This is a genomic window from Clostridium saccharoperbutylacetonicum N1-4(HMT) (assembly GCF_000340885.1).
GTDB classification, from domain to species: domain Bacteria; phylum Bacillota; class Clostridia; order Clostridiales; family Clostridiaceae; genus Clostridium; species Clostridium saccharoperbutylacetonicum.
This window is the reverse complement of record NC_020291.1, coordinates 5019470-5043314: the sequence shown is the minus strand read 5'-3', so window position 1 is coordinate 5043314 and position 23845 is coordinate 5019470. Positions and strand designations below refer to the sequence as shown.

Annotated in this window: 22 protein-coding genes; 20 read left to right on the top strand and 2 right to left on the bottom strand. The window is 28.1% G+C overall.

Translation table 11 applies throughout. From position 1 onward, the window contains the following. Window positions 1-581: 581 nt before the first annotated feature. The 10 genes from CSPA_RS22460 (at window position 582) to CSPA_RS22415 (ending at window position 10497) form a co-directional block, all read left to right on the top strand. Window positions 582-953, top strand: a complete 372-nt coding sequence (locus CSPA_RS22460) for a GntR family transcriptional regulator (RefSeq protein WP_015394690.1) — start codon at window positions 582-584, stop codon at window positions 951-953. Between the two features lie 108 nt (window positions 954-1061). Continuing rightward, entirely contained in the window at window positions 1062-1919 is an 858-nt protein-coding gene (locus CSPA_RS22455; protein WP_015394689.1) for an ABC transporter ATP-binding protein, read from the top strand. A gap of 1 nt (window position 1920) precedes the next feature. Then, window positions 1921-2595 (top strand): ABC-2 transporter permease, encoded by a 675-nt coding sequence (locus CSPA_RS22450; protein ID WP_015394688.1) that lies wholly within the window; start codon window positions 1921-1923, stop codon window positions 2593-2595. A 6-nt stretch (window positions 2596-2601) separates the two neighbouring features. After that, complete coding sequence (locus CSPA_RS22445) at window positions 2602-3246, top strand: ABC-2 transporter permease (RefSeq protein WP_015394687.1); 645 nt, start codon at window positions 2602-2604, stop codon at window positions 3244-3246. Between the two features lie 366 nt (window positions 3247-3612). Beyond that, window positions 3613-4611, top strand: coding sequence for a hypothetical protein (locus tag CSPA_RS22440; RefSeq protein WP_015394686.1), 999 nt, complete (start codon window positions 3613-3615; stop codon window positions 4609-4611). 167 nt (window positions 4612-4778) lie between these two features. After that, entirely contained in the window at window positions 4779-5750 is a 972-nt protein-coding gene (locus CSPA_RS22435; RefSeq protein WP_015394685.1) for a hypothetical protein, read from the top strand. 219 nt (window positions 5751-5969) lie between these two features. Further along, the gene (locus tag CSPA_RS22430) at window positions 5970-6770 is read left to right on the top strand and encodes a phosphocholine cytidylyltransferase family protein (RefSeq protein WP_015394684.1); all 801 of its coding nucleotides are present in this window, start codon (window positions 5970-5972) and stop codon (window positions 6768-6770) included. 57 nt (window positions 6771-6827) lie between these two features. Then, window positions 6828-8126 carry a phosphoenolpyruvate mutase gene (gene aepX, locus CSPA_RS22425; protein ID WP_015394683.1) on the top strand — a complete coding sequence of 433 codons (1299 nt, stop codon included), beginning with the start codon at window positions 6828-6830 and terminating at the stop codon, window positions 8124-8126. A 63-nt stretch (window positions 8127-8189) separates the two neighbouring features. Beyond that, window positions 8190-9323, top strand: coding sequence for a phosphonopyruvate decarboxylase (gene aepY / locus CSPA_RS22420; protein WP_015394682.1), 1134 nt, complete (start codon window positions 8190-8192; stop codon window positions 9321-9323). A 40-nt stretch (window positions 9324-9363) separates the two neighbouring features. Continuing rightward, a complete protein-coding gene (locus CSPA_RS22415) occupies window positions 9364-10497 on the top strand; it encodes a 2-aminoethylphosphonate aminotransferase (RefSeq protein WP_015394681.1) in 1134 nt (377 codons plus the stop codon). A 91-nt stretch (window positions 10498-10588) separates the two neighbouring features. Here the strand turns inward: CSPA_RS22415 and CSPA_RS22410 are convergent, their stop codons facing one another. Further along, window positions 10589-11389, bottom strand: a complete 801-nt coding sequence (locus CSPA_RS22410; RefSeq protein WP_015394680.1) for a metal ABC transporter permease — start codon at window positions 11387-11389, stop codon at window positions 10589-10591. Window positions 11390-11434: 45 nt separating this feature from the next. After that, on the bottom strand, window positions 11435-12106 hold the full coding sequence (locus tag CSPA_RS22405; RefSeq protein WP_015394679.1) for a metal ABC transporter ATP-binding protein: 672 nt from the start codon (window positions 12104-12106) through the stop codon (window positions 11435-11437). A gap of 141 nt (window positions 12107-12247) precedes the next feature. Here CSPA_RS22405 and dltD point away from each other — a divergent pair, with 141 nt between their 5' ends. The 10 genes from dltD to CSPA_RS22360 all read left to right on the top strand — a co-directional run bounded on the left by dltD (window position 12248) and on the right by CSPA_RS22360 (window position 23843). Beyond that, the gene (dltD, locus tag CSPA_RS22400; RefSeq protein WP_015394678.1) at window positions 12248-13432 is read left to right on the top strand and encodes a D-alanyl-lipoteichoic acid biosynthesis protein DltD; all 1185 of its coding nucleotides are present in this window, start codon (window positions 12248-12250) and stop codon (window positions 13430-13432) included. Further along, on the top strand, window positions 13413-13541 hold the full coding sequence (locus CSPA_RS30830; RefSeq protein ID WP_017810402.1) for a hypothetical protein: 129 nt from the start codon (window positions 13413-13415) through the stop codon (window positions 13539-13541). Before dltD ends, CSPA_RS30830 begins: the two co-directional genes overlap by 20 nt. Window positions 13542-13554: 13 nt before the next feature. Further along, the gene (gene dltA, locus CSPA_RS22395) at window positions 13555-15069 is read left to right on the top strand and encodes a D-alanine--poly(phosphoribitol) ligase subunit DltA (protein WP_015394676.1); all 1515 of its coding nucleotides are present in this window, start codon (window positions 13555-13557) and stop codon (window positions 15067-15069) included. Beyond that, window positions 15069-16223, top strand: coding sequence for a D-alanyl-lipoteichoic acid biosynthesis protein DltB (gene dltB, locus CSPA_RS22390; RefSeq protein WP_015394675.1), 1155 nt, complete (start codon window positions 15069-15071; stop codon window positions 16221-16223). The genes dltA and dltB overlap by 1 nt, the downstream gene beginning before the upstream one ends. Before the next feature lie 14 nt (window positions 16224-16237). Continuing rightward, window positions 16238-16468, top strand: coding sequence for a D-alanine--poly(phosphoribitol) ligase subunit DltC (gene dltC / locus CSPA_RS22385; RefSeq protein WP_015394674.1), 231 nt, complete (start codon window positions 16238-16240; stop codon window positions 16466-16468). A 300-nt stretch (window positions 16469-16768) separates the two neighbouring features. Then, window positions 16769-17170 (top strand): DUF6762 family protein, encoded by a 402-nt coding sequence (locus tag CSPA_RS22380; protein WP_015394673.1) that lies wholly within the window; start codon window positions 16769-16771, stop codon window positions 17168-17170. Window positions 17171-17275: 105 nt separating this feature from the next. Continuing rightward, window positions 17276-19060 carry an oligoendopeptidase F gene (pepF, locus tag CSPA_RS22375; protein WP_015394672.1) on the top strand — a complete coding sequence of 595 codons (1785 nt, stop codon included), beginning with the start codon at window positions 17276-17278 and terminating at the stop codon, window positions 19058-19060. A gap of 83 nt (window positions 19061-19143) precedes the next feature. Beyond that, window positions 19144-20142 (top strand): rhomboid family intramembrane serine protease, encoded by a 999-nt coding sequence (locus CSPA_RS22370; protein ID WP_015394671.1) that lies wholly within the window; start codon window positions 19144-19146, stop codon window positions 20140-20142. A gap of 204 nt (window positions 20143-20346) precedes the next feature. Then, window positions 20347-21735: a glycosyltransferase family 2 protein gene (locus tag CSPA_RS22365; RefSeq protein WP_015394670.1), complete on the top strand. Its 1389-nt coding sequence runs from the start codon at window positions 20347-20349 to the stop codon at window positions 21733-21735. Between the two features lie 164 nt (window positions 21736-21899). Continuing rightward, window positions 21900-23843: a DNA gyrase/topoisomerase IV subunit B gene (locus CSPA_RS22360; RefSeq protein ID WP_015394669.1), complete on the top strand. Its 1944-nt coding sequence runs from the start codon at window positions 21900-21902 to the stop codon at window positions 23841-23843. Window positions 23844-23845: the final 2 nt, after the last annotated feature.

Below are 23845 nucleotides of genomic sequence, written 5' to 3'. Positions count from 1 at the left end.
ATGCGACACGTGAATTAGACTTATACAACAATTACCGAAATTCGATAAATTTGTCTTCCACAGAACTAGTGAAATTTTCACTGGAAGGTTCTAAATAGGAGCTTATAGCCATTTCAGCGTGTTCCAAATATAAAAGCTCCAGGGAGAAAGTTCGTGTTTCCAAATATAAAATTTGGACACTTACTTTTTGGACAAGCTGTAAATGGAACAAGCTCCTATTAAAAACCTTCATCAGCTCAATTTCACATGCCTGCTCCAGAAAAATGCATTGGATTTCTGGTTTAGTGTTTCAATTTAAGTCTTATAAGTATGTATATATATTACATTTGTAAGTTAATATCTTAACATAGTATATTTATAATTAAAAGATCTTTACATGACAATAATAGTCACGTAAGGATCTTTTTTTTGTATACTGGATTTCGGAATTTCTAGAAGGGATTGAATTAATATATACACAGTGTGAAAGGATAAATTATGATGATACTTTTTTAAAAAATATATAAAAGTATTGACAAAACTGTTCATACTGTATATATTGTATATATACAGTATGAACAACGAGGAGGGAGAAGTGAAGTTTGAAAATATTACTTTCAAATAAATCCGATTTGCCTATTTATGAACAAATTAAATCACAAATAAAAGAGCAGATTTTAACGGGTTCTATTGCAGAAAATGAATTCTTACCATCAATAAGACAGCTAGCAAAGGATTTGGGAATTAGTGTTATCACAACGACAAGAGCTTATTCTGATCTTGAAAGTGAAGGATTTATAGCAACCCTTAGGGGAAAAGGAAGTTATGTGCTTCCGAAAGATGCAGAAATGGTAAAAGAACAGTATTTAAAAAAAATTGAAGAGGCATTTACAATCGCAATGGAAAATGGAAAGGCAGCAAATATATCAAATGATGAATTAATGCTTATTTTAAAAACTCTTATGAATGAATAATTTTGTATAATGAGTAACTTTTTGTAAAGAGAGAGTTTGCTTACTTCATAAATAATTGTTAATTGAAAAGTATATAATGCTAAAAATCAATTTAGGGAGAATGAAGATATGAATGCGCTTGAAATAAAAAATTTAAATAAGAATCTTAAGGGATTTTATATTAAAAATATAAATTTAGAATTACCTAAAGGATATATTCTTGGGTATATAGGACAAAATGGAGCAGGGAAAACTACTACAATAAAACTTATAATGAATCACTTAAAGAGAAATAGTGGAGAAATAAGAGTATTTGGTAAAGAATATGATGAGGATGAGGCAGGATATAAAGATATGATAGGTTTTATTGGAGATGACTGCTATTTTCCAATATGTTTTACACTTAAAGATATTATTAACACATTAAAAGATTTCTACTCTTCGTTTGACGAAGGTAAGTTTGACCAATATGCAAAAAAATGGGGGTTGCCTTATAAGAAAAAGATAAAGGAATTTTCTAAGGGAATGAAAGCAAAATTGGCTTTTGCAACTGTTTTATCAAGGGAAACAAAACTACTTTTATTAGATGAGTCAACTAGTGGTCTTGATCCAGTAGTTAGAAGTGAAGTTTTAGAGATATTACAAGACTATATATCAGATGGAGAGAAAAGTGTTATATTTTCCACTCATATTATGAGTGATTTAGAAAAGATTACAGATTATCTTTATTTTATTAATGATGGAGAAAAAGTATTTTTTGACACAACAGAAAACATCTTAGAAAATCATCTGTTAGTTAAAGGTGGAACAGGAGAGTTAAGTGAAGATGTGAAAGAAAAGTTAATTGGTTATAAATTGTCAAATATAAGTTTTACAGGATTGATTCATTCAGAAGACAAAAATTATTTAGATGAAAATTTATTGTTTGAGAAGCCTTCTATGGAGGAAATTATGGTTTTTTATATTAATGGGACAAGGGGAAAATAATATGAGGGAAGCCGTAAATTGTTTTAAATTTGATATGAGGATTATGAAAGCAAAAATGCAATATATCTATTTAATTCTAATTCCAATCTTTACATTTATAATGATGAAATATATTGATATTGGATTAGCAGCATTTATGTTTTTTGTAATTTTGTATATAGGAATACCTTTTGCAAATGAAAATGGAGATAAATTAGAGAATATTTATAGTTTACTGCCAAATAAATACTCCAGTATAGTTTGGGGAAGATTTATGTATCTAATTTTAACTTTAGTAATAACAATTTGTATATTGGGAGGAACAAGTCTGTATTGTTTTAATTTCAATTCACCAGAGCTATTATTTGTAACAGAATTAATAATAGTAGTAAATATCTCTATAATTCTTATGTGTATAAGTTATCCTCTATATTATGAAGCTCAAAAATCTAAAAGAGATGTAATTAAAACTGCCCTACTTATAATTGCTTCATTGGCAATACTATCATTTATAATATTTATTCCAATAGAAATGAAAGAGGCGGGATTGAGATATTCAAATCAATTAAATAGTATAGGAAACTTAATTATAAATAATAAAAAAAGTTTTATTGTTTTGGAATTATTAAGTATAGGATTTATATGTTACTTATCGTATAAAGTTTCATGTTGGATTTTTTATAGAAAAGAGGTTTAGAGAAATATGAGAGATGCTATTAGTTACCTAAAACTTGATTTAAGGTTGAGCAAAAGAACTTTGTTATTGATGGTGCCGATATTAGGAATAGTATTGTATTTATTTTTTGAAAGAAAAATGTATTATTATGGAAAAGGCTATTTTCTTCTAATACAAATGGTTTTTGTAAATACGCCATTTATTGCACAAGGAAATGAAAATATAGAGAAGTTACATTATATTTTTCCAGCTAAGATATCTAAAATGGTTTTAGGAAGATTTCTTTACTTGCTCTTGTGGTTTATATGCATATTTTCTGTTGAAATTATGTTAATGATATATATGTTTAGTATAAATCAAATTGATAATAATGAAATTATAATAATGTTTTTATCTGAAATAACAGTATTAATATTTTTATTTATTCAATACCCATTAAGTTATAAGATTGGCTTTGATGGAAAAAAGACAATACTAAATATTATAGGAATTGTACCAGCTGTATTAGTAATAATGCTACCAGAATTTATTAAAAAAGAATTAGGATATTTATTAGAGGTTATTTTAAATAATGAAATTATTTTATCAGTTTGTAGCATTTTCATTATAATGATTATTGGATATTGTTCATATTTGGTATCATATAAAATTTGTATGAAAAAAGAAGTATAAAATATATTAGTAGCTAATCAAATATTGGGTTAACTAGAAAGTAGGAATTTCTGATGAATATATTCACAGTTCTTTGGATTGCAATAGGTGCAACTTTTTTAAGTGTTTTTGTTGAGAAGAAAAGAAAGTTGTAAATTTCAAGTTTTTATAATTGAATAATGTTAAGTTTAGTTGAGATATAAGCTTGTTATAGTTAAAAAGAATTTGATTAGTGATAAAAACTTAAGTGAAAATTAAGTTTAATTTAATATTAAAACTATTTTATATTTATTAAAAGAAGGTATAATAAATATATGCTATTAAAGTAAATAATTAACTTGTATTGTATTCTTATCATAAGATTCAATATTGTAGGGGGAAAGAGAAATGAAATTAAGAAAAACTTTAGGGATTATTATGGCAGCAGTTTTGACTGTTGGAACAATGGCTGGATGTAGTCAAGCTACTCAAAACTATATTAAGGAAGTTAATAATGTAGAAAAGTGGGAATCAACAACTTCAGATATAACAGGAACAGTTGGTGTAGATGCTCAAGGGATAAAGCAGGATATATCATTCACGTGTACAGCATACAAAGCAAAAGAAAATGAGTATGCAGATATTAAATTTAAAGATCCAAATGGGAAAATTAATATTCCTGAACTTAAATTATATTGTGATGAAAATACAATATATATAAATAAGAGTTTTTTAGAAGGAATATATGCTTCAACAGGACAAGCTGTTCCTAATGAGTTGACCAATATAAAAGAAGAATATATTGGAACAGATGTAAATTCAAATAATGCTAAAACTAATGCTAATGTAGAACAAATAAAAGCATTAGCTAATGATCCTGATGCTTTAATGAAATTAGGAAAATTAATTTTTGGTGAAAATAATGATTTAGATTTACCATATGTTCAAAATGGAAGGGAATATACTTTATATCTTGATGGAAACCAAACAGTAGATTTAGCAGCAAAAGCTATTATAGCGGGTGCAAATAATTTAGATAATTTAAATAGTACTTTTAAGTTAAAGTTGACTGCAGAACAAATTGCAGAAGCAAAAAAGGAAATTAATAATACAAACTTTACTTCAAAATTAGCTGAAATAAAGATGGCTTTAAATGGTACATCTATTAGTTCAAAAAACACATTTAGTGATAATAGTTATACTAGTGATTTCAATATGAATTTACAAGTTAAAGATTTTGGAAAACTTTATTTTGGAATGAAATCAACAACTAGTAAAACAGAAGGAAAAGTAGTTGAAATGCCAGCTAGTAAGATTAAACTTACAGAAGAGGAATTTGATAAATTATTGGGTGTATCAACAACTACAAAGGCTATACCAGCAGCTACAGCAACTTCAATTAAATAAGTTCAATAACAAATAATTACCTAATTAAGGATTTTTTTAAATTATTAAATCTTATATTTAGAATTTAATAATAGAAAAGATGTATAATAAAAATATAGCACAAACTAGTTTTCAACATGAAATGTATTTTTATCATAAATAAATTAGTATAACAGGGGGAAACAAAAATGAAAATGAAAAAAACACTAGCAATTATTATGACAGCAGCTTTAGCAGCCGGTACATTAGCTGGATGTAATCAAGCTACTCTAAATTATTCACAGGAACTTTCAAATACTGCTAAATGGGAAGCAACAACATCGAATGTTGATGGTACGTTCAAAATTGACGCAAAAGGAATAAGCAAACAAGTCAATTTTACAGCTACAGGATATAAGGCTAAAGATAAGGCATACGTAAATATAAAACTTACAGATCCAACAGGATTAATTAAACTACCAGAAATTAAAGAATATGTTGATTTGGCATCAGGAAGTATGGAGATAAACAAAGGCTATTTTGAAGAAATATATACCTTAACAGGACAAGCTGTTCCAAATGGATTGGCTCAAATTAAGGAAGAATATTTAAGTTTTGATTTAGCATCTTCAGGACTAGATAAGGATAAGATTAAAGCATTATGTCAACCAGATGGAATGGCTCAATTTACTAAATTACTATTTGGAGAAAAGAATGATCTTGATTTGCCATTTGTTCAAAATGGAAGAGAATATTCATTAAACCTTAACTCTGATCAAACTACAGATTTAGCTGTAAAAGCTATAAAAGCTGCAACTAATAATTTAGACAATATCAATACTAGCTTTAAAATGGGACTACCAGCTGAAAGTATTACACAAATGAAAGCAGCAGTTAATAGTTCGGAGTTTGATAAAGGATTAGCAGAAGTTAAATTAGCATTAGCAGGTTCTACAATTTCATCTAAAGAAACATTTACAGATACAAGTTACAATTCTGATTTTAGTATGAATTTAAAAGTTAAAGATTTTGGAGATGTATCATTAAATATGAAATCATCAGCTGTTAAGAGTGAAGTTAAAGAAATTACTTCACCAACTAGTGTTCTTAAAGTTACACAGGCAGATCTTCTAAAAATGCTAACTCCATCAAAGGAAACTTCAAATACAATAGCAAAATAGTATTAAAATAAATCTAAGCTATATAAAAATAACTTTCCGTTATTTTTATATAGCTTTTTTTATTTATGCAAATTTCATATCAGAAGAATATAAAAAATTGTAAATTTTAAGCATGAACATATTGTTTTGAACAGTGAAAGATGTTAATATAATCTTGTTCAAAAAATGAACTTCGAAATAATTTCTATAAAAAATGTCTAGGAAAGGGGAAGTAAATGTATGGGAAAGATAAAAACAGCAGTAATCTTAGCAGCAGGTATGGGCACAAGATTACAAGATGTAACTAATGATTTAATACCAAAAGGTTTTATAAAGATAAATGGTAAAAGCTTAATTGAAAGATCCATTGATAAATTAAGGTGCTTAGGTATTGAAAAAATATATATTGTTACAGGTCATTTAAATGAATTTTATGATGATTTAGCAAAAGATAAAAATTATATTCAAACTAGAAGAAATAGAAAATATAAAGCAACAGGTAGTATGACTTCTCTAGCAATATTAGAAGATGAACTTAAAGAAGATTTCTTACTACTTGAAAGTGATTTAATATATGAAGTTTATGCATTAATTAGAGTTTTGAATCACGCCGCTGCTGATTGTGTATTATTGAGTGGCAGGACAAATTCTGGAGATGAATGTTATGTTGAAGTTAGGGATGATAACTTATATAAGATCTCTAAAAACAAAGAAGAAATAGAAAGGGTATATGGAGAATTAGTTGGAATTTCTAAAATATCACTAGATCTGTATAGAGAGATGATAAGGCAATATAAAGAGTTTAACTCTTATAATGTAGATGATGATAATGATTATATTTTTGAAAATGAGAAAAGATCAACAAAAAAATATGATTATGAAAATGCCATATTTGATGCTGCAAGAAAAAGAAAAGTTGGATATTTAAAAGTTGATAATTTAGTTTGGGGAGAAATCGATGATAGAAAACATCTTGAAAGAATAGAAAAAATTATATTACCTAAATTAGAAAAAAATACTGAAGAGCAATTAATAATTTAGCTTTTCCACAGGTGATATATGAAAATTAAAAAAATGAAAGGTTGAGGAGTGTAATATATGAAAACAGTTTATGTAGCTATGAGTGCAGATATTATTCATCAAGGACATTTAAATGTATTAAATGAAGCAAGAAAATTTGGAGATGTAATAGTTGGATTGCATACTGATGATGTAATAAGAGGATATTGGAGAAATCCTATAATGAAATATGAAGAGAGAAAAGAAGTTGTAAGCAATATCAAAGGGGTTGTATCAGTAATTCCTCAAGATAGTTTAGATCAAGTGCCTAATATTAGAGAAATTAAACCTGATTATGTTCTGCATGGTGATGATTGGAAAGAAGGAGTACAAAAAGTACTTAGAGATAAAGTAATTGAAGCAATAGGTGAATGGGGAGGAAAACTTGTTGAGGTTCCATATACCCAAGGAGTTTCTATTTCAAAATTAGATGAAGAATTGGCGCAGATAGGAATAACACCTCAGATGAGAATGAAAAGTCTTAAGGAACTAATTTATTCCAAAAAACCAGTTAGGATACTTGAAGCTCATAATGGGTTGACAGGACTTATCGTAGAAAAAACAAAGGTTGAAAAAGAAGGTAGAATAAAAGAGTTTGATGGTATGTGGATAAGTTCTTTATGTGATTCAACTGCCAAGGGTAAGCCAGATATTGAATTAGTAGATTTAACTTCAAGATTAAATACAATTAATGATATTTTGGAAGTCACTACAAAACCTATAATAGTTGACGGAGATACAGGTGGACAAATTGAACATTTTGTTTATACTGTTAAAACCTTAGAAAGATTAGGTGTATCAGCTATTATTATTGAAGATAAAACTGGACTTAAGAAAAATTCATTATTTGGTACAGCTGTTGTTCAAACACAGGATACCATAGAACATTTTTCAGATAAGATCAGAGCTGGAAGAGAAGCTCGGGTTACTAGTGATTTTATGATAATTTCAAGAATTGAAAGTTTGATTGCAGGAGCTGGAATGGAAGATGCTATTGAAAGGGCAAAAGCTTATATTGAGGCAGGAACAGATGGAATTATGATCCATAGTAAAGAAAAAAATGGTGAAGAGATAATAAAATTTTGTAGAAGATATAATGGGTTTGAAAATAAAGTTCCATTAGTAGTAGTTCCTACTTCATATAATTTTATGAAAGAAGATGAATTAATTGAATTAGGAGTTAGTGTTGTTATATATGCAAATCATTTAATCCGAAGTGCTTATCCAGCAATGGTAAATACGGCAAAGAGTATTTTGGAAAATGGAAGGTCAAAAGAAGCATCAATTAATTGTATGCCGATAAAAGAAATATTGACTTTAATTCCAGGAGGAATGTAGAGCAGTTAACAGGGCACAGTTTATAGTTAGGAGTTATGAGTTTGCAGTTTGGAGTTGAAGTGGATGATTGATGTTAATGAGTTTTATAATGAGTTATTAGAAAATGAAATGGATTTTTTTGCGGGGGTGCCTGATTCTTTATTGAAATCTTTTTGTGCATATATTAAGGATAATATTAGTAATGAAAAGAATATTATTGCTGCAAATGAGGGTAACGCAGTGGCTTTAGCAAGTGGATATTATTTAGCAACAAGGAAAATTGGAGTAGTATATATGCAAAACTCTGGGCTCGGAAATGCATTAAACCCACTTGCTTCTCTTGCGGATGAACTAGTTTATAGTATACCAATGTTATTAATAATAGGCTGGAGGGGAGAACCGAACAAAAAAGATGAACCTCAGCATAAAAAGCAAGGTTTAATTACAACTCAGACATTAGATATATTAGGAATACAATATAAGGTTTTAGATGAAGCTACTAGTAATAATGAAATGAAATTTGAATTAAAGAAAGCATATATATATATGAAGGAAAAAAATAAACCCTACGCTTTGGTTGTGAAGAAAGATACATTTAATGAATATAAACTTAAGAATAAAAATGTCTATAATTTTGAAATGACCAGAGAAGAGGCAATAGAAACATTAGTAAACGAGATTAATGATGATTCAGTTATTATTTCTACAACAGGAATGGCATCTAGGGAACTCTTTGAAATAAGAGAAAAAAAGAGCCATGATCATAGTAAAGATTTTTTAACAGTAGGATCTATGGGCCATGCATCTCAAATTGGGTTGGCAATTGCATTAAATAAGAAAGACAAGGTTGTGTATTGTATTGATGGTGATGGAGCTTTGCTAATGCATCTTGGTGGGTTGGCTATAATAGGAAATCAGAAACCAAATAATTTTAGACATATTTTAATTAATAATGGTGCTCATGATTCTGTTGGGGGTCAAGAAACTGTCGGGTTTGACGTTGAGATAAGTAAAATAGCAGAAGCTTGTGGGTTTAAAAATTGTTATTCGTGCGATTCAAAATTAAAATTGAAAGAGTTATTGGAGAAAGCAAAAGATCTTGAAGGGCCTCTATTTATAGAAATAAAGGTAAAAAAAGGTGCAAGAAAAGATTTAGGAAGACCTACAACGACACCAATTGAAAATAAAAATGCATTCATGAAGTTTTTAGATTTATAAATTTTAAACTATAATTAGCAGAAAAATAAGGAGCGTTAATATGGACATTAAGAGAAATATATTATTAAATCCAGGACCTGCAACTACTACTGATACAGTAAAATTTTCTCAGGTTGTACCAGATATATGTCCAAGAGAAAAAGAATTTGGTGATGTAATGGAATTTGTGTCAAAAGAACTTACTAACTTTGTTGGTTCTAATGATACTTATACAACAATACTGTTTGGAGGATCTGGAACAGCTGCTGTTGAGGCGATTATAAGTTCAGTAGTGGATGATGGAAAAGTTTTGATAATTAATAATGGTGCTTATGGTAAAAGAATTTGTGAAATGGCTGATATATATAATTTAAATTATATAGAATTTGAATGTTCACCTATAGAAGAAATTAATTTGGATGAGTTAGAAGATATAATAAAAATGCATAATTCAGATGATAATAGTGGAGTTGGTATAAGCCATCTGGCAGTAATTCACCATGAAACCACAACAGGCATATTAAATGATATAGGGTTAATAGGTGAGCTTTGTAAAAAATATAATATTGATATGATTGTTGATGCTATGAGTTCATTTGCTGGAATTCCAATAAACATGGATGAAATGAATATAACATACCTAGCTTCAAGCTCAAATAAGTGTATACAAGGAATGGCGGGAATAAGCTTTGTTATAGCAAATAAAGAAGCATTAATTAAAACAAAAAATATTAAGCCAAGAAATCTCTATTTAAATCTCTATAAACAATATATTTATTTTAAGGATAATTATCAAATGAGATTTACACCGCCAGTACAAGTGCTTTATGGATTAAGACAAGCTATAATTGAGGCTAAAGAGGAGACTATTAATGCAAGGTACGAAAGATACAAAGAATGTTGTAAAGTTTTATGGACTGGCTTAGATAAATTAAAATTAAGAAAGTTAGTGAGTGAAAAAGCCTCTTCTATGCTCCTAACATCAATAATAGAGCCACAAATATGTAGGTATAATTTTAATGAAATGCACGATTTCTTATATAATAGAGGCTTTACAATATATCCTGGAAAGATAGCATCAAAAAATACTTTTAGAATAGCCAATATAGGACAAATATACCCAGAAAATATGCTTAAGTTTATAGAATTATTAGAGGAATATTTCACTCAGTTGCAAGTAAGTTATGAAGAGTAATCAAATTATTATAATGTTATAAAAAATAATTTAAAGAAAAGTTCTGCCTACCTATCTGATAAATAGTTAGCAAAACTTTTCTTTTTATAATTTACATGTTACTAGCTGTGAATTTTTTTATTATTAAAGTTAGTATAAGCATTGTTACTGAAGTTATAGCAATTGTACCACCAGGAGCACTGTTTACAAAATAAGAAAGAACTAGTCCAATCATTACATCTAAAAAACCAAAGACAATTGCAAAAATTAATGTTTTTGTAAAACCTTTTTTTAATTGCATAGCTGTTGCTACAGGAACAACTATAATCGAAGAAACTACAAGTATTCCCATAACTCTTATAGAAAGTGAAATTGTAGCACCGACAAGTAAGGTGAAGATGTAATTAATTAATTTAACATTTATACCTGCTGTTTTTGCACCATTTTCATCAAAGGTTACATATATTAATTTGTTATAGAGAAATAGAAGCGTTATAAAGCAAATACCACCGACAATTGAAATTAACATAATATCTGACTCTGTTACAGTTAGAATACTACCAAATAAGAATGAATCTACTTTTGCAGAAGCTTTTCCACTACTTATTAAGATGATTGCAATACCTAAACTTAATGTTAAAACAATAGACATTACTAGCTCACTATATTTTTTATAATAAGTTCTTAAAAATTCTATAATTATTGCGCAGGCACTAGTAAATGCAAAAGCTGTTATAAGTGGATTTGTGCCTGTAAGCAACCCAATTGCTACACCTGCAAAGGAAGAATGGGATAAAGTATCTCCAATCATTGAATAACGCTTAAGAACAATAAACAGTCCTATAAATGGACAAAGAATAGAAACAAGAAAACCTGCAATAAATGCATTTTGCATAAAACCTAATTCAAACATAAAATATTACCTTTCTAAAAATACTCATTTGGTTGTTATGGGATTTTATATTATTTTGGAAAAAGAACAATCGTCATCTATAGTATTTAAAAATTCTTCCTTAGAATATAATTTTATATTGGCATTTTCAACCTTTAAAATGTGGGTTGAATATTTTAAAGCTATTCTTGTATTATGTTCGACAGAAATAATAGTTTTTCCAAAATTTTTATTTAAACTTTGAAGTAAAGGATAAATTTCACTTTGACTTTTTTCATCAACTCCAGTTGATGGCTCATCCAGTATTATTAAATCTGGATCTCCCATAAGAGCTCTTGCAATAAAAATTCTTTGCTGCTGTCCACCAGAAAGATTACCAATCAAGCTTTTAGAAAACTCAAGCATATTAACTTTTTCCAAAGAATCAGTGATACATTTTGGGTTTTTAAGACCAATAGTCTTAGCATGACAAGATAATAATTCTTTAATTGTTATTGGAAAGTCTGCATTGAAATTATCCATTCTCTGTGGAACATAGGATATTTTATTGGAGCCTAATGTGATTGTACCATTATCAGGCTTCAATAGTCCTAATATAAGTTTTACCAATGTGCTTTTGCAACTCCCATTTTCTCCAAGTATGGATAAGTAAATTCCTCTCGGAATATTTAAATTTATATCTGTTAACAAATTTGTTCCTTTAGTATAAGAGAAACTTAAATTTTTTATAGTAATCAAATAATCAACTCCTTAAAACATTATTATATTATACACTTTCTTGCAAATGATTTGCAAGATAAATAAGTGCTTTAATGTTGAATTATATTTCGACTTATTATAGAATAAAATAGAAGTTCGAGAAGAAACCGGGAGGGGAAAATGAAAAAGAAGATTTTATGGATACTGATGCCTATTTTTGTGGGAATAGTAACAGTTATTTTTTTAAATAATTTTCTAGATAAAAAAATACAAATATTGTTAAACACAAAAAACTTAAAAAGTATAAATATAGAATATGGAAGTACGTATAAAGACAGAGGAGTAATATATAATGAATACTTGACCCAAAATAATTACCTTTTATTAGAAGGATCGTCAGAGTTAGGTGCTCCTGTTTCGCAATTACCTGTTAATACGTTTCCTGCCAAGGGATTAGAGAATTTTGCAACTACAGGTAGAGCTTATTCTCAAGATTTAAAACAAATATCAGTGCTTGGCGGCATGGATAGTGATAAAAAAGATAGGAAAGTTGCAATGATACTTTCTCTTCAATGGTTTATGGGAAGTGCTGGAATTGATAACACAAGCTTTGAAGCTAATTTTTCACCTTCACAGTTTTATACCCTTTTATCAAATAAAAACATAACAGAAGAGCATAGAAAAAAGTATGCTTCTAGAGTAGATCAGGTATTAACAAAGACTTCTCAATTTGCACCAGAAAAGTTATATGCTAAAATTTATTCTAATGATGGTATTCAATACAAGTTATTGAAGTGCTTATTTGAGCCTTATTTTTTTGCACGTGAAAACATTGTTACTCTTAAGGATAAAGGATTATTATATAGAAAATTAATTACTTTGCCAGAGAAAGAGACTACAGAATTAAGAGAAATAAACTGGACTGAAGAATATAAAAAGGCTGAAGAACAAGGTAAAAGCCAAGTTACAAATAATGAGTTTATGGTGTATGACACCTATTATGATAAATATTTAAAAGATAATTTACAATCTCAAAAAGATATTAATAAAAATGTTGATTTGATGAATTCAAAAGAATATGAAGATTATGAACTGTATTTAGATATTTGTTCAGATTTAAATATAAAACCATATATAATTTTAGCGCCTACAAATGGAAGATGGTATGATTATACTGGGATGACTAAGGAAAATAGAGATAAATTCTTTGACAGAATAGAAGAAATGGCGAGAAAAAGAGGATTTGAAGTTTTAAATTTAAAAAATGAAGAATATACACCTTATTTTATATGCGATGTGATGCATTTAGGATGGAAGGGATGGACTAAGGTAAATGAAGAACTTTATGAGCATTTTAAAAACTAATAAAGAGATAAGCTTTGCTTTAATAGCTTCTGTAGTAGTTGTTTTAGCAATCTTAATATTAACATTTGAACCATTTAATGAAATACCATTTGTATATAATCAATTTTAAAGGAGATAAAAAAATGAAGATTTTAGAAGGCATAAAAAAATACTCTGAAACAGATAGAATCGCATTAAAATGTGATGGAAATATAATGACTTATATGGATTTAGATAAAACTTCGGAAGCTATAGGTGCATTTTTATTAAAAGAATTTGGAGATGATAGAACTCCTATTATCATATATGGAAATAAAGAAAATTTAATGATGGCAGTAATGATGGCTGCTCTAAAATCAGGAAGAGCATATATACCAATTGACATTAGTTATCCTAAAGAAAGAGTAGAGGCAATTATAGGTGAAGTTAACCCTAAGGTGCTTATTGACTTTAGTAAAGAAAACACTTTTGAAAATATACGTGTATTAAAAGAAGAACAGCTTATGGAAATACAAAATGAGTACAAAGATATTGAAGTTCAAAAAAGTAGTTGGGTAAAAGAAGATGAAAATGCATATATTTTATTTACTTCTGGAAGTACAGGAAAGCCAAAGGGTGTTCAAATAAGCAGTAATAATTTAGATAACTTTGTTGAATGGATAGCAGATTATTTACATTTAGATGAGTCGGAAGAAGTATTTATGAATCAAGCTGCATATTCTTTTGATTTATCTGTAACTTCAATATATCCAGGCTTATGTTATGGGAAAACTTTGCATGGATATTCAAAGGAAACTCTTTCAAATTTAAAAAATATGTTTAATGATATGGGAGAATCAGGAATCAATATATGGGTGTCAACTCCATCGTTTGCAGGTATGTGTGTGGTAGAAGAAAGCTTCAATTCTATAATGCTTCCTGATTTGAAAGCTATGATATTCGTAGGAGAAGTTCTTCCAAAACCTCTTTGCGAGGAACTTTTAAATAGATTTCCAGGCACAAGAATTGTAAATGGATATGGGCCAACAGAAGCAACAGTAGCAGTAAGTGCAAATGACATGAATAGAGAGACACTTGCACAAGAAGGTAGCCTTCCTATAGGATATCCAATGAAAACTTCAGTTGTGAAAATCGTTGATGAAGCTGGAAATAGAGTAAATGAAGGAGAAAAGGGAGAAATCATAATTGTAGGTCCAAGTGTAAGTAAAGGATACTTTAACAATAAGGAAATGACAGATAAAGCATTTTTTTATGATGAATATAATGGTACTAACTGTAGAGCATATAGAACAGGTGACTTAGGATATTATGTAAATGGGAATTTATATTACTGTGGTAGAAAGGATTTCCAAATAAAGCTTAATGGTTACAGAATAGAAATAGAAGACATAGAAAACAATTTGGTAAAAGTAAGTAATGTAAAAAATGCTGCTGTTGTGCCAGTTAATAAAGATGATAAAATTGCTTATTTAACAGCTTTTATTGAATTAAAGGAAGATAACGGGTTAAGTGGATTAAAGAATGGAATCGCAATAAAAAAAGAATTAGGAGAATTAATTCCGTCATATATGGTCCCAAGAAACATAAAAATAGTTACACAATTTCCTACTAATGTGAATGGAAAGATTGACAGGAAAAAATTATTGGAGGACCTATAATGAAATTAACACAATATGGAGATTACTTTTATTTATATCTATTATTATTAACCTTTATTCCAGCTATAGTATTAGCCTTAAAAGGAATAAATATTAAATATTATGGATTAATAGTATCAATAGCTATGATTTATCTCATAATGGGAAAAACTATAGGCTTGATTATGTTTTTGATGTTTCTGGCTGGAGAAATTACGCTGATTTACGGATATTTATATCTTCGAAAAAAAAATGATAGTAGATATCTATATTGGGCCTTTTTGTTTATGTCAATAATTCCGGTTATAATAACTAAAGTGGCTGGACTTACAAGGTTTGCGCCATACATTGGATTTATTGGTTTGTCATATTTGAACTTTAAGGCAATCCAAATAATAATTGAAATTTATGATGGTAGAATTACTGAAATTAAATTTATAGATTTTATTAATTTTATTTTATTCTTTCCTACATTAAGTTCTGGACCTATTGATAGATGGAAGAGATTTGAAGAAAATTTAAATTCTAAAATAGAAAAAAACGAATATGTTAATGAATTTTTGTTAGTTGGATTAAGAAAAATATTTATAGCAATAATATATAAATTTATAATTGCGTATTTAATTGACACATATTGGTTGCTAAATATACCAAAAGAGGTTAATATAATAAATAGTATAAATTATATGTATGCTTATACCATGTATTTATTTTTTGACTTTGCAGGATATAGTTTATTTGCAATTGGAACAAGTTATATATTTGGTATTAAAACCCCAGAGAATTTCAATAAGCCTTTCTTAAGCAAGGATATGAAAGAATTCTGGACACGATGGCATATTTCTTTGTCACGATGGTTTGGAGATTATATTTTTTCAAGATTTGTATTGGATTCTATGAGGAAGAAAAGATTTAGAAGCAGATTTACAGCTTCTCATGTAGCACAAATAATTACAATGTTTATTATGGGCTTATGGCATGGGCTAACTGTATATTATATTTTATATGGGTTATATCAAGGAGTAGCGTTAGTATTAACAGATATATATCAAAGAAAATCAACTTTTTATAAAAAGAATAAGAACCAAAAATGGTTTAATTGTGTTCAAATAGCAATAACATTCCATATAGTTTGTTTTGGTATGTTAATATTTTCAGGATATTTATTTAAATAAAAGGAGTATGTAAAATGAAAGAACAAGTATTAGAAATATTTATTGAAGTTACAGGAAATGATGAAATTGCTGAAGATTTAGATTTAAATCTTTTTGATGCAGGATTATTAGATTCACTAGCAATAATAGAAGTATTGCTAAAATTGGAAGAGAAATTAGGAATAAAACTTCAACCTACAGATTTAGAAAGAGAAGATATGTCAACAGTTAATAAGTTGGCTGAATTCTTAGAAAATAGAAAATAATATAATTAGATGACTATTGTTGGATAAATAGTAATATAGGAAAAGATTAGGCTATCTAAATGTAATAGAAGTATTAAAATTTTTATTACATTTAGATAGTCTATTTTGTTTAAGAAATTTATATATATTGCTATATTTTATTTTTATGGTTATAAATTGCCTTTTTTGATATAATCAGAGTGATATATAGATGATTTTAAATAATTATTTATTTTTTAATTAACACAATAAATAAAATATTCATATATGTTTAAAAAAGTGTTAAAACTAATATAATAAAAGTAATAGGATGGTGTGTTTATGGATTTTTCGAGTTTAGTATTAATAGAAAAAGATAATGAAACAGGTTTTATAAAGAAAGAATTAGGAAGCTTCGAAGTAAATGAAGGAGCATTGTTTGTAAAAAAACTTTATGTATTGGATGGAATTGTAAATATGTATTTTGATACAAATAAAGATGTAGAAGAATGGGAATACTCTGCTATATATGATTTATTTAATAAGGAAGCATTTGTAGAAAAAGGATATGAATTAGAAGAAGATGAAGAAGAATATAATCCTACATATATAATAAAATTTGAATATAAAGATGATTATAATGAAATGAAGGAAAAAATACATGAAGCAGTAGCAATAATAGAAAATGAAATGAATGCAGTATTTGAAGCTATAAAAGGGAAAGAAGAAATATATTCAGAATAATTTAATTATAAAAACAAAATAAGAATTGTTAACAGTAAATGTTAAATCAATAACTCATAACTGTTAACTCAGAGCTCATAACTAAATGAAAGGGAAGGTGTTAAGATGAGTGAATTAAGAAAAAGAGAAGAAATTGAAGAAAAATTTAAATGGAATATTAATAAAATATATTCAAATATCGAAACATGGGAAAAGGATTTTGAAAGTCTAAAAAGTCAGGCAATGAAATTAAATGAGTATTCAGGGAAATTAACTAATGGAGAAAAAATCTTAGAATATCTTAAATTTAATGAAGAAATATCAAGAAAAGCAGAAAATTTATTTATTTATGCACATTTAAAATATGATGAAGATACTTCAAATACAACATATCAAGCTTTAATGAGTAAAATTGATATATATATGGCTGAATTTGCAAGTTATACAGCTTTTTTTGTTCCAGAAATTTTAAGCCTAGAGGATAAATTTATTGAAGCGGAAATAAATAGAGTAAGTGAATTAAAGAATTACAAATTTTTAATTGAAGATATCTTAAAAGAAAAACCACATATTCTATCAAAAGAAATGGAAGAATTATTAGCAGCAGCTTCAGATTGTTTGGATGCTCCATCAGCAATACACAGCATTTTGACTAATGCAGATATGACGTTTGGTAAATTAGAAGACGAGGAAGGAAATGAAGTTGAATTAACAGAAGGAAATTACTCTTCATTTATAAAAAGTAAAAATATAAATGTAAGAAAAGCTGCATTTGAAAGACTATTCGGAGAATATGACAAGTTAAAAAATACACTAGCAACTTCTTTAACTGCTTCAATAAAAACTTTTAATTTTAGTAGTAAAGTAAGAAAATACTCAAGTGCATTGGAAGCTTCACTAAAGCCTAATAATATTCCATTAGATGTTTATAGAAATGCTATTAAAGTTATAAATGACAACTTAAATTCTCTTCATAGATATGTTGAAATTAAAAAAAAGTTATTAGGCCTAGATGAAATCCATATGTATGATTTATATGTTCCGGTAATTGAAATAGAAAAGGAAAAAATTGAGTTTAATACTGGAGTTGATACAGTTTTAGAAGCTTTAAAACCTCTTGGAACTGAATACTTAGATATATTTAAAAGTGGTATTAAGGATGGATGGATAGATATATATGAAAATAAGGGAAAAAGAGGTGGTGCATATTCATGGGGTGGATATGATACTATGCCTTATGTTCTTTTAAATTATAATAATGATTTGCAGGATGTATCAACTTTAGCTCACGAAATGGGTCACTCAATACATTCTTATTACTCAAGAAAGGAACAGCCATATCATTATTCGAGTTATACATTATTTTGTGCAGAAGTTGCATCAACTACTAATGAATCTTTGCTTATTCACTATTTGATTGAAAATGAAAAAGATGAAAAGAAAAAGCTTTATCTAATTAATCAAGAATTAGAACAAATTAGAACAACAGTTTTCAGACAATTGATGTTTGCAGAATTTGAGCTTTATACTCATGAAACTTTAGAACAAGGAATTCCATTAACTGCTGATGAGTATAATAAGGCGTGGCACGATTTAAATGTTAAATATTTTGGAAGTGAAATGATAATAGATAAAGAAATAGATGTAGAATGGGCTAGAATTCCTCATTTTTATTCTGATTTTTATGTTTATCAATATGCTACAGGTTATGCAGCAGCATCAGCATTCTCAAAATCAATATTAGAATGTAAAGAAGATTCAGTAGAGAAGTATAAAGGCTTTTTAAAAGCTGGTGGCAGCGATTATCCAATAAGTATTTTGAAAAATGCAGGTGTAGATATGATGTCTAATGCACCTATAGAAGCAACTATCAAGAGATTTAATGAACTTTTAGATATGATAGGTAAATAGAATTTACACAATGCACAATTGTCAATTTGATGTTATAAAATATTGAAATTGTGCATTGAAATTATATTTGGGATAGGTAAAGCATGAAAAATATTAAAGAAGAATTTTACAAAACTTTATTAAATAGAGAAGATTTCTATATGAAGCAGTACTATAGCAATTATCATAAAGAAGATGTATATATTGCAATTAAAGAATTACGAGAAGGTATATACTGTGTTTTAATAACTGATGAAGCAAATGAAAATATAGATTCACTGGAAGCATTTGAGTACATAAAAACATTAGATAAACCGTTTTCACTTAATGTGATGATTTTATCCAGTGAAGGCTATATATACACGGAACATGTACATCCAATAAATAAGCTTATTATTAATAAAGATAGAGGTAATGTTATAGCTTGTGATGAATCTTGTCTTCCACTAAAGCAAATTTGGGAAAATGCTATACAAAAGAATTTTTCAACAAATAGAAAGTTAGGAAAAAGTTATTTTGAAAATAAATTATTAACTAGTGGATTGATAGTAATAAATATAGCAATATTTCTGATTACAGCCTTTTTATCAGGAAGTTTATTTGATATTGATACAAAGGTTTTATTGGATTATGGCGCGAAATATAATGCATTAATTGATAAAGGGCAGGTTTGGAGATTGCTTACTTGTGCCTTTCTACATTCTGGGTTAATACATATAGCTTGCAATATGTATTCGCTCTACATAATAGGTCCTCAAATAGAACAAATTTATGGGACTCTGAAATATCTTATTATTTATATAGTATCTTCTATAACGGCATCAGCATTAAGTTATTTTATGAGCCCGGATAGCATATCAGTAGGGGCATCAGGAGCAATATTTGGTTTGATGGGAGCACTTTTAGCTTTTGCATTTATAGAGAGAAATAAAATTCAGAAAAAATATATGTCTAGTTTAATGCAGGTTATAATTATAAATTTATTTATAGGATTAAGCATCTCAAATATTGATAACTTTGCTCATATTGGAGGCTTAGTTGGTGGTGTTTTAACAGGATACATAAGTTATAAAATATTTAATAATAATATGGGTAAATTATAATTAGTTCCTTTGATTTGAAAGATGTTACTAAAATTGAAATTTTAAAATTCAGAAAAATGAAATTTGGAAATATTAATGTTATCTTAAGAAAATAGACTTGATTTTTTATTTTTATTGAAATATTATTAAGTAGGTATAGTACGATGATAAGTATGTAAAATAATAAATGGGAGCAGGTCTCATTAAATATTAGGAGTGAACATAATGGGAGAATATATTTTGACCATAACAGCTATATTTCAAATTTTGGTTTTTGCAATAATATGCTATTATTTGTTTTTAGGAATTGCTGGTTTATTTAGAAAAGAAGAAAAAAAGAATTATACGCCTAAGAATAAATTTGCAATGTTAATTGCAGCGCATAATGAAGAAGTTGTTATTGGAAGTCTTATAGAGAGTATGATGAAATTAGATTATCCTAAGGAAATGTATGATGTTTTTGTAATTGCAGATAATTGTACGGATAATACAGCTAAAATAGCTAAAGGTTATGGTGTTAATGTTTGTGAAAGATTTTCTAAAGACAAAAGAGGAAAAGGATATGCATTAGAATGGATGTTTTCAAAATTATTTGCTATGGAAAAACAATATGATGCTATTGCAATATTTGATGCAGACAATCTTGTACATAAAGATTTCTTAAAAGAAATGAATTCCAAAATGCAAGAAGGATATAAAGTTGTACAGGGATACATTGATAGTAAAAACCCTGAAGATTCGTGGATAGCATCAAGTTATTCTATAGGTTTTTGGACTCAGAACAGAATGAATCAATTAGCTAAAGCAAATTTGGGATTAACAAGTCAAATTGGTGGTACAGGATTTGTTTTAGAAACAAATACATTAAAAAAACTAGGATGGGGTGCAACTTGCTTAACAGAGGATTTAGAATTTACTTGTAAACTTGTGTTAAATGGAGAAAAAGTAGGATGGGCACACGATGCTATAATATATGATGAAAAGCCATTGAAATTAAAGCAGTCATGGTCGCAAAGAAAAAGATGGATGCAAGGTTTTACTGATGTTGCTTCAAGATATTTCTTTAAATTACTAAAGAAAGCAGTTTTAGAAAGAAAATTTTATATTTTCGACTGTGCATTATATGTTTTACAACCATTTGTAACAGTATTAATAGGTATATCAACTATTTTAACATTAATACAATCCAATACCAGTGGAGTTAATATTTTTATTATTAATTACTTGTTTAGTGATGATGCATTTAAAGCATTTTGTGTTATTCAATTTTTATTGACACCACTTACGTTGTTAATAGATAAGAAAATTTCAAAACAATTCATGTTAATGGAAATTTTATATTCAAGTAATGTTTTTGTAGTTCCATATTTAGCAACAAATACTAGAGATTGGTTAGTAGCATTAGCAATTAGTATTGGATATAATTTAGCATTTTTAGTGTTAACAGGGATATTACTAGGAAAGAAACAATTTGTTTTATTCTATAGATTCTGGTTATATGGATTATATACAATAACATGGTTCCCTATTTCAATACAAGGTATATTAAACAAGAATAATAAAGAGTGGAGCCATACTAAGCATGTTAGAAAAATAGAAATATGTGATGTATAAAGCTTCTGATTATTGAGGTATAAAGAGTGTATTATTAATTTGATAGTGCACTCTTTATTAATTAGAAGTTAAGTTTTTTTGACATTGTACGATAAAGGAAGTATATTTTATAGAGTAAGTTTATAATGAACAAATAAGAACTGGTGTTCAAACGGAGGAGTTTTATGGAATTGAAAAATACTTATGATGTAACAGATTTAACATCATTAGAAAAACTAGAACCAGTAAGGATAAGACCTGGAATGTATATAGGTTCTACAGGAAGCAAAGGTCTACATCATTGTATTTGGGAAATAGTTGATAATGCCATAGATGAAATAGCTAATGGCTATGGAAATAAAGTAACTATAATCTTAAATGAAGATAAAAGCGTTACTGTAATAGATAATGCAAGAGGTATTCCTACAGGTATTCATCCAGTTAAAAAGAAATCGGGAGTCGAAATGGTATTTACTGAACTTCATACGGGAGGTAAATTTAATAATAAAAATTATAAAACATCTGGAGGACTACATGGAGTTGGTGCTGCAGTTGTAAATGCTTTATCAAAATGGCTGGAAGTAGAAGTATATCAAAATGGAAATATATATAGACAGAGATTTGAATATGCTTATGACAAAGAATTGAAAAGAGAAATGCCTGGAACAGCTGTTAGTGGATTAAAAATTATAGGAAAAACTGATAAGGTTGGAACAAAAATTACATTTAAACCGGATGAAGAAGTATTTTCAACAATTGATTTTAAGTTTGATATAATAGACAGCAGACTGCAGGAATTGGCATTTCAAAATAAAGGTGTTACTCTAGAATTAGTTGATAAGAGAAAAGGACAGGAAATTACAAAAGAATATTACTCTGAAAATGGGCTTTTAGATTTTATTAATTATTTAAATGAAAGCAAGACACCCATTCACGACACACCAATAATTTTTGATGGAGAAAGAGTTGTTGGAGATCTTCAAATGTATGGAGAAATATGTATTCAATTTACTGATTCTACAACAGAATATATCGCTAGTTATGTAAATAATATTCCTACAACTGAGGCTGGAACTCATGAAACAGGTTTTAAAACTGGTATGACGAGAGCCTTTAAGGAGTGGGCTAAGAAGTTAGGATTGGTTAAGGAAAAGGATAAGGAATTTGAAGGTGACGATTTAAGAGAAGGCATGACTGCAATTGTAAGAATTAAAATTACAAATCCTATATTTGAAGGGCAAACTAAAACTAAACTCGGAAATACTGAGGCATATACCATGATGAATGATTTGGTATACACTAAATTTTCTGAATGGATTGAAGATAACAAAACTTTAGCTACAAATATAATTAATAATGCTTTAGAAGCAGCAAAAAGAAGAGACAAAATTAAGAAAATAAATGATGCAGAAAAAAAGAAAATAGGTAAAGGAACTGCACCGCTTGCAGGTAAAGTTGCTGTATGTACATTAAAAGATAAATTTGTAAATGAATTTATAGTTGTTGAGGGAGATTCGGCAGGTGGTTCTGCAAAACAGGCTAGAGATAGAAGATTCCAAACAATAATGCCATCTAAGGGGAAAATAATGAATACAGAAAAGCAAAAGCTTGAAAATGTATTAGCCTCTGAAGAATTAAAAATATTTAATACTGCAATTGGAACAGGGACCTTAGATAATTATAAAGAAGAAGATTTAAAATATGATAAAATCATAATTATGAGTGATGCAGATGTTGATGGATATCATATTAGAACTCTTTGGATGACATATATCTATAGATATATGCGACCATTAATAGCAAATGGTCATTTATATCTTGCACAGCCTCCTTTATACAAGGTATATAAGGAATCAAAAGGTAAAGATATAGTTAAATATGCATATAGTGATGATGAATTAGAAGGTGTTAAAAAGCAAATTGGAAAAGGTGCTTTAATTCAAAGATATAAAGGTCTTGGGGAAATGAATCCAGATCAGTTATGGGATACAACATTAAATCCAGAAAGTAGAACACTGCTTCAAGTGACTATAGAAGATGCAGCTAAGGCAGAAAAGATGATTTCGTTGCTTATGGGTGATATTGTAGAACCAAGAAAGAATTATATGTATAAATACGGAGAATTTTAGGT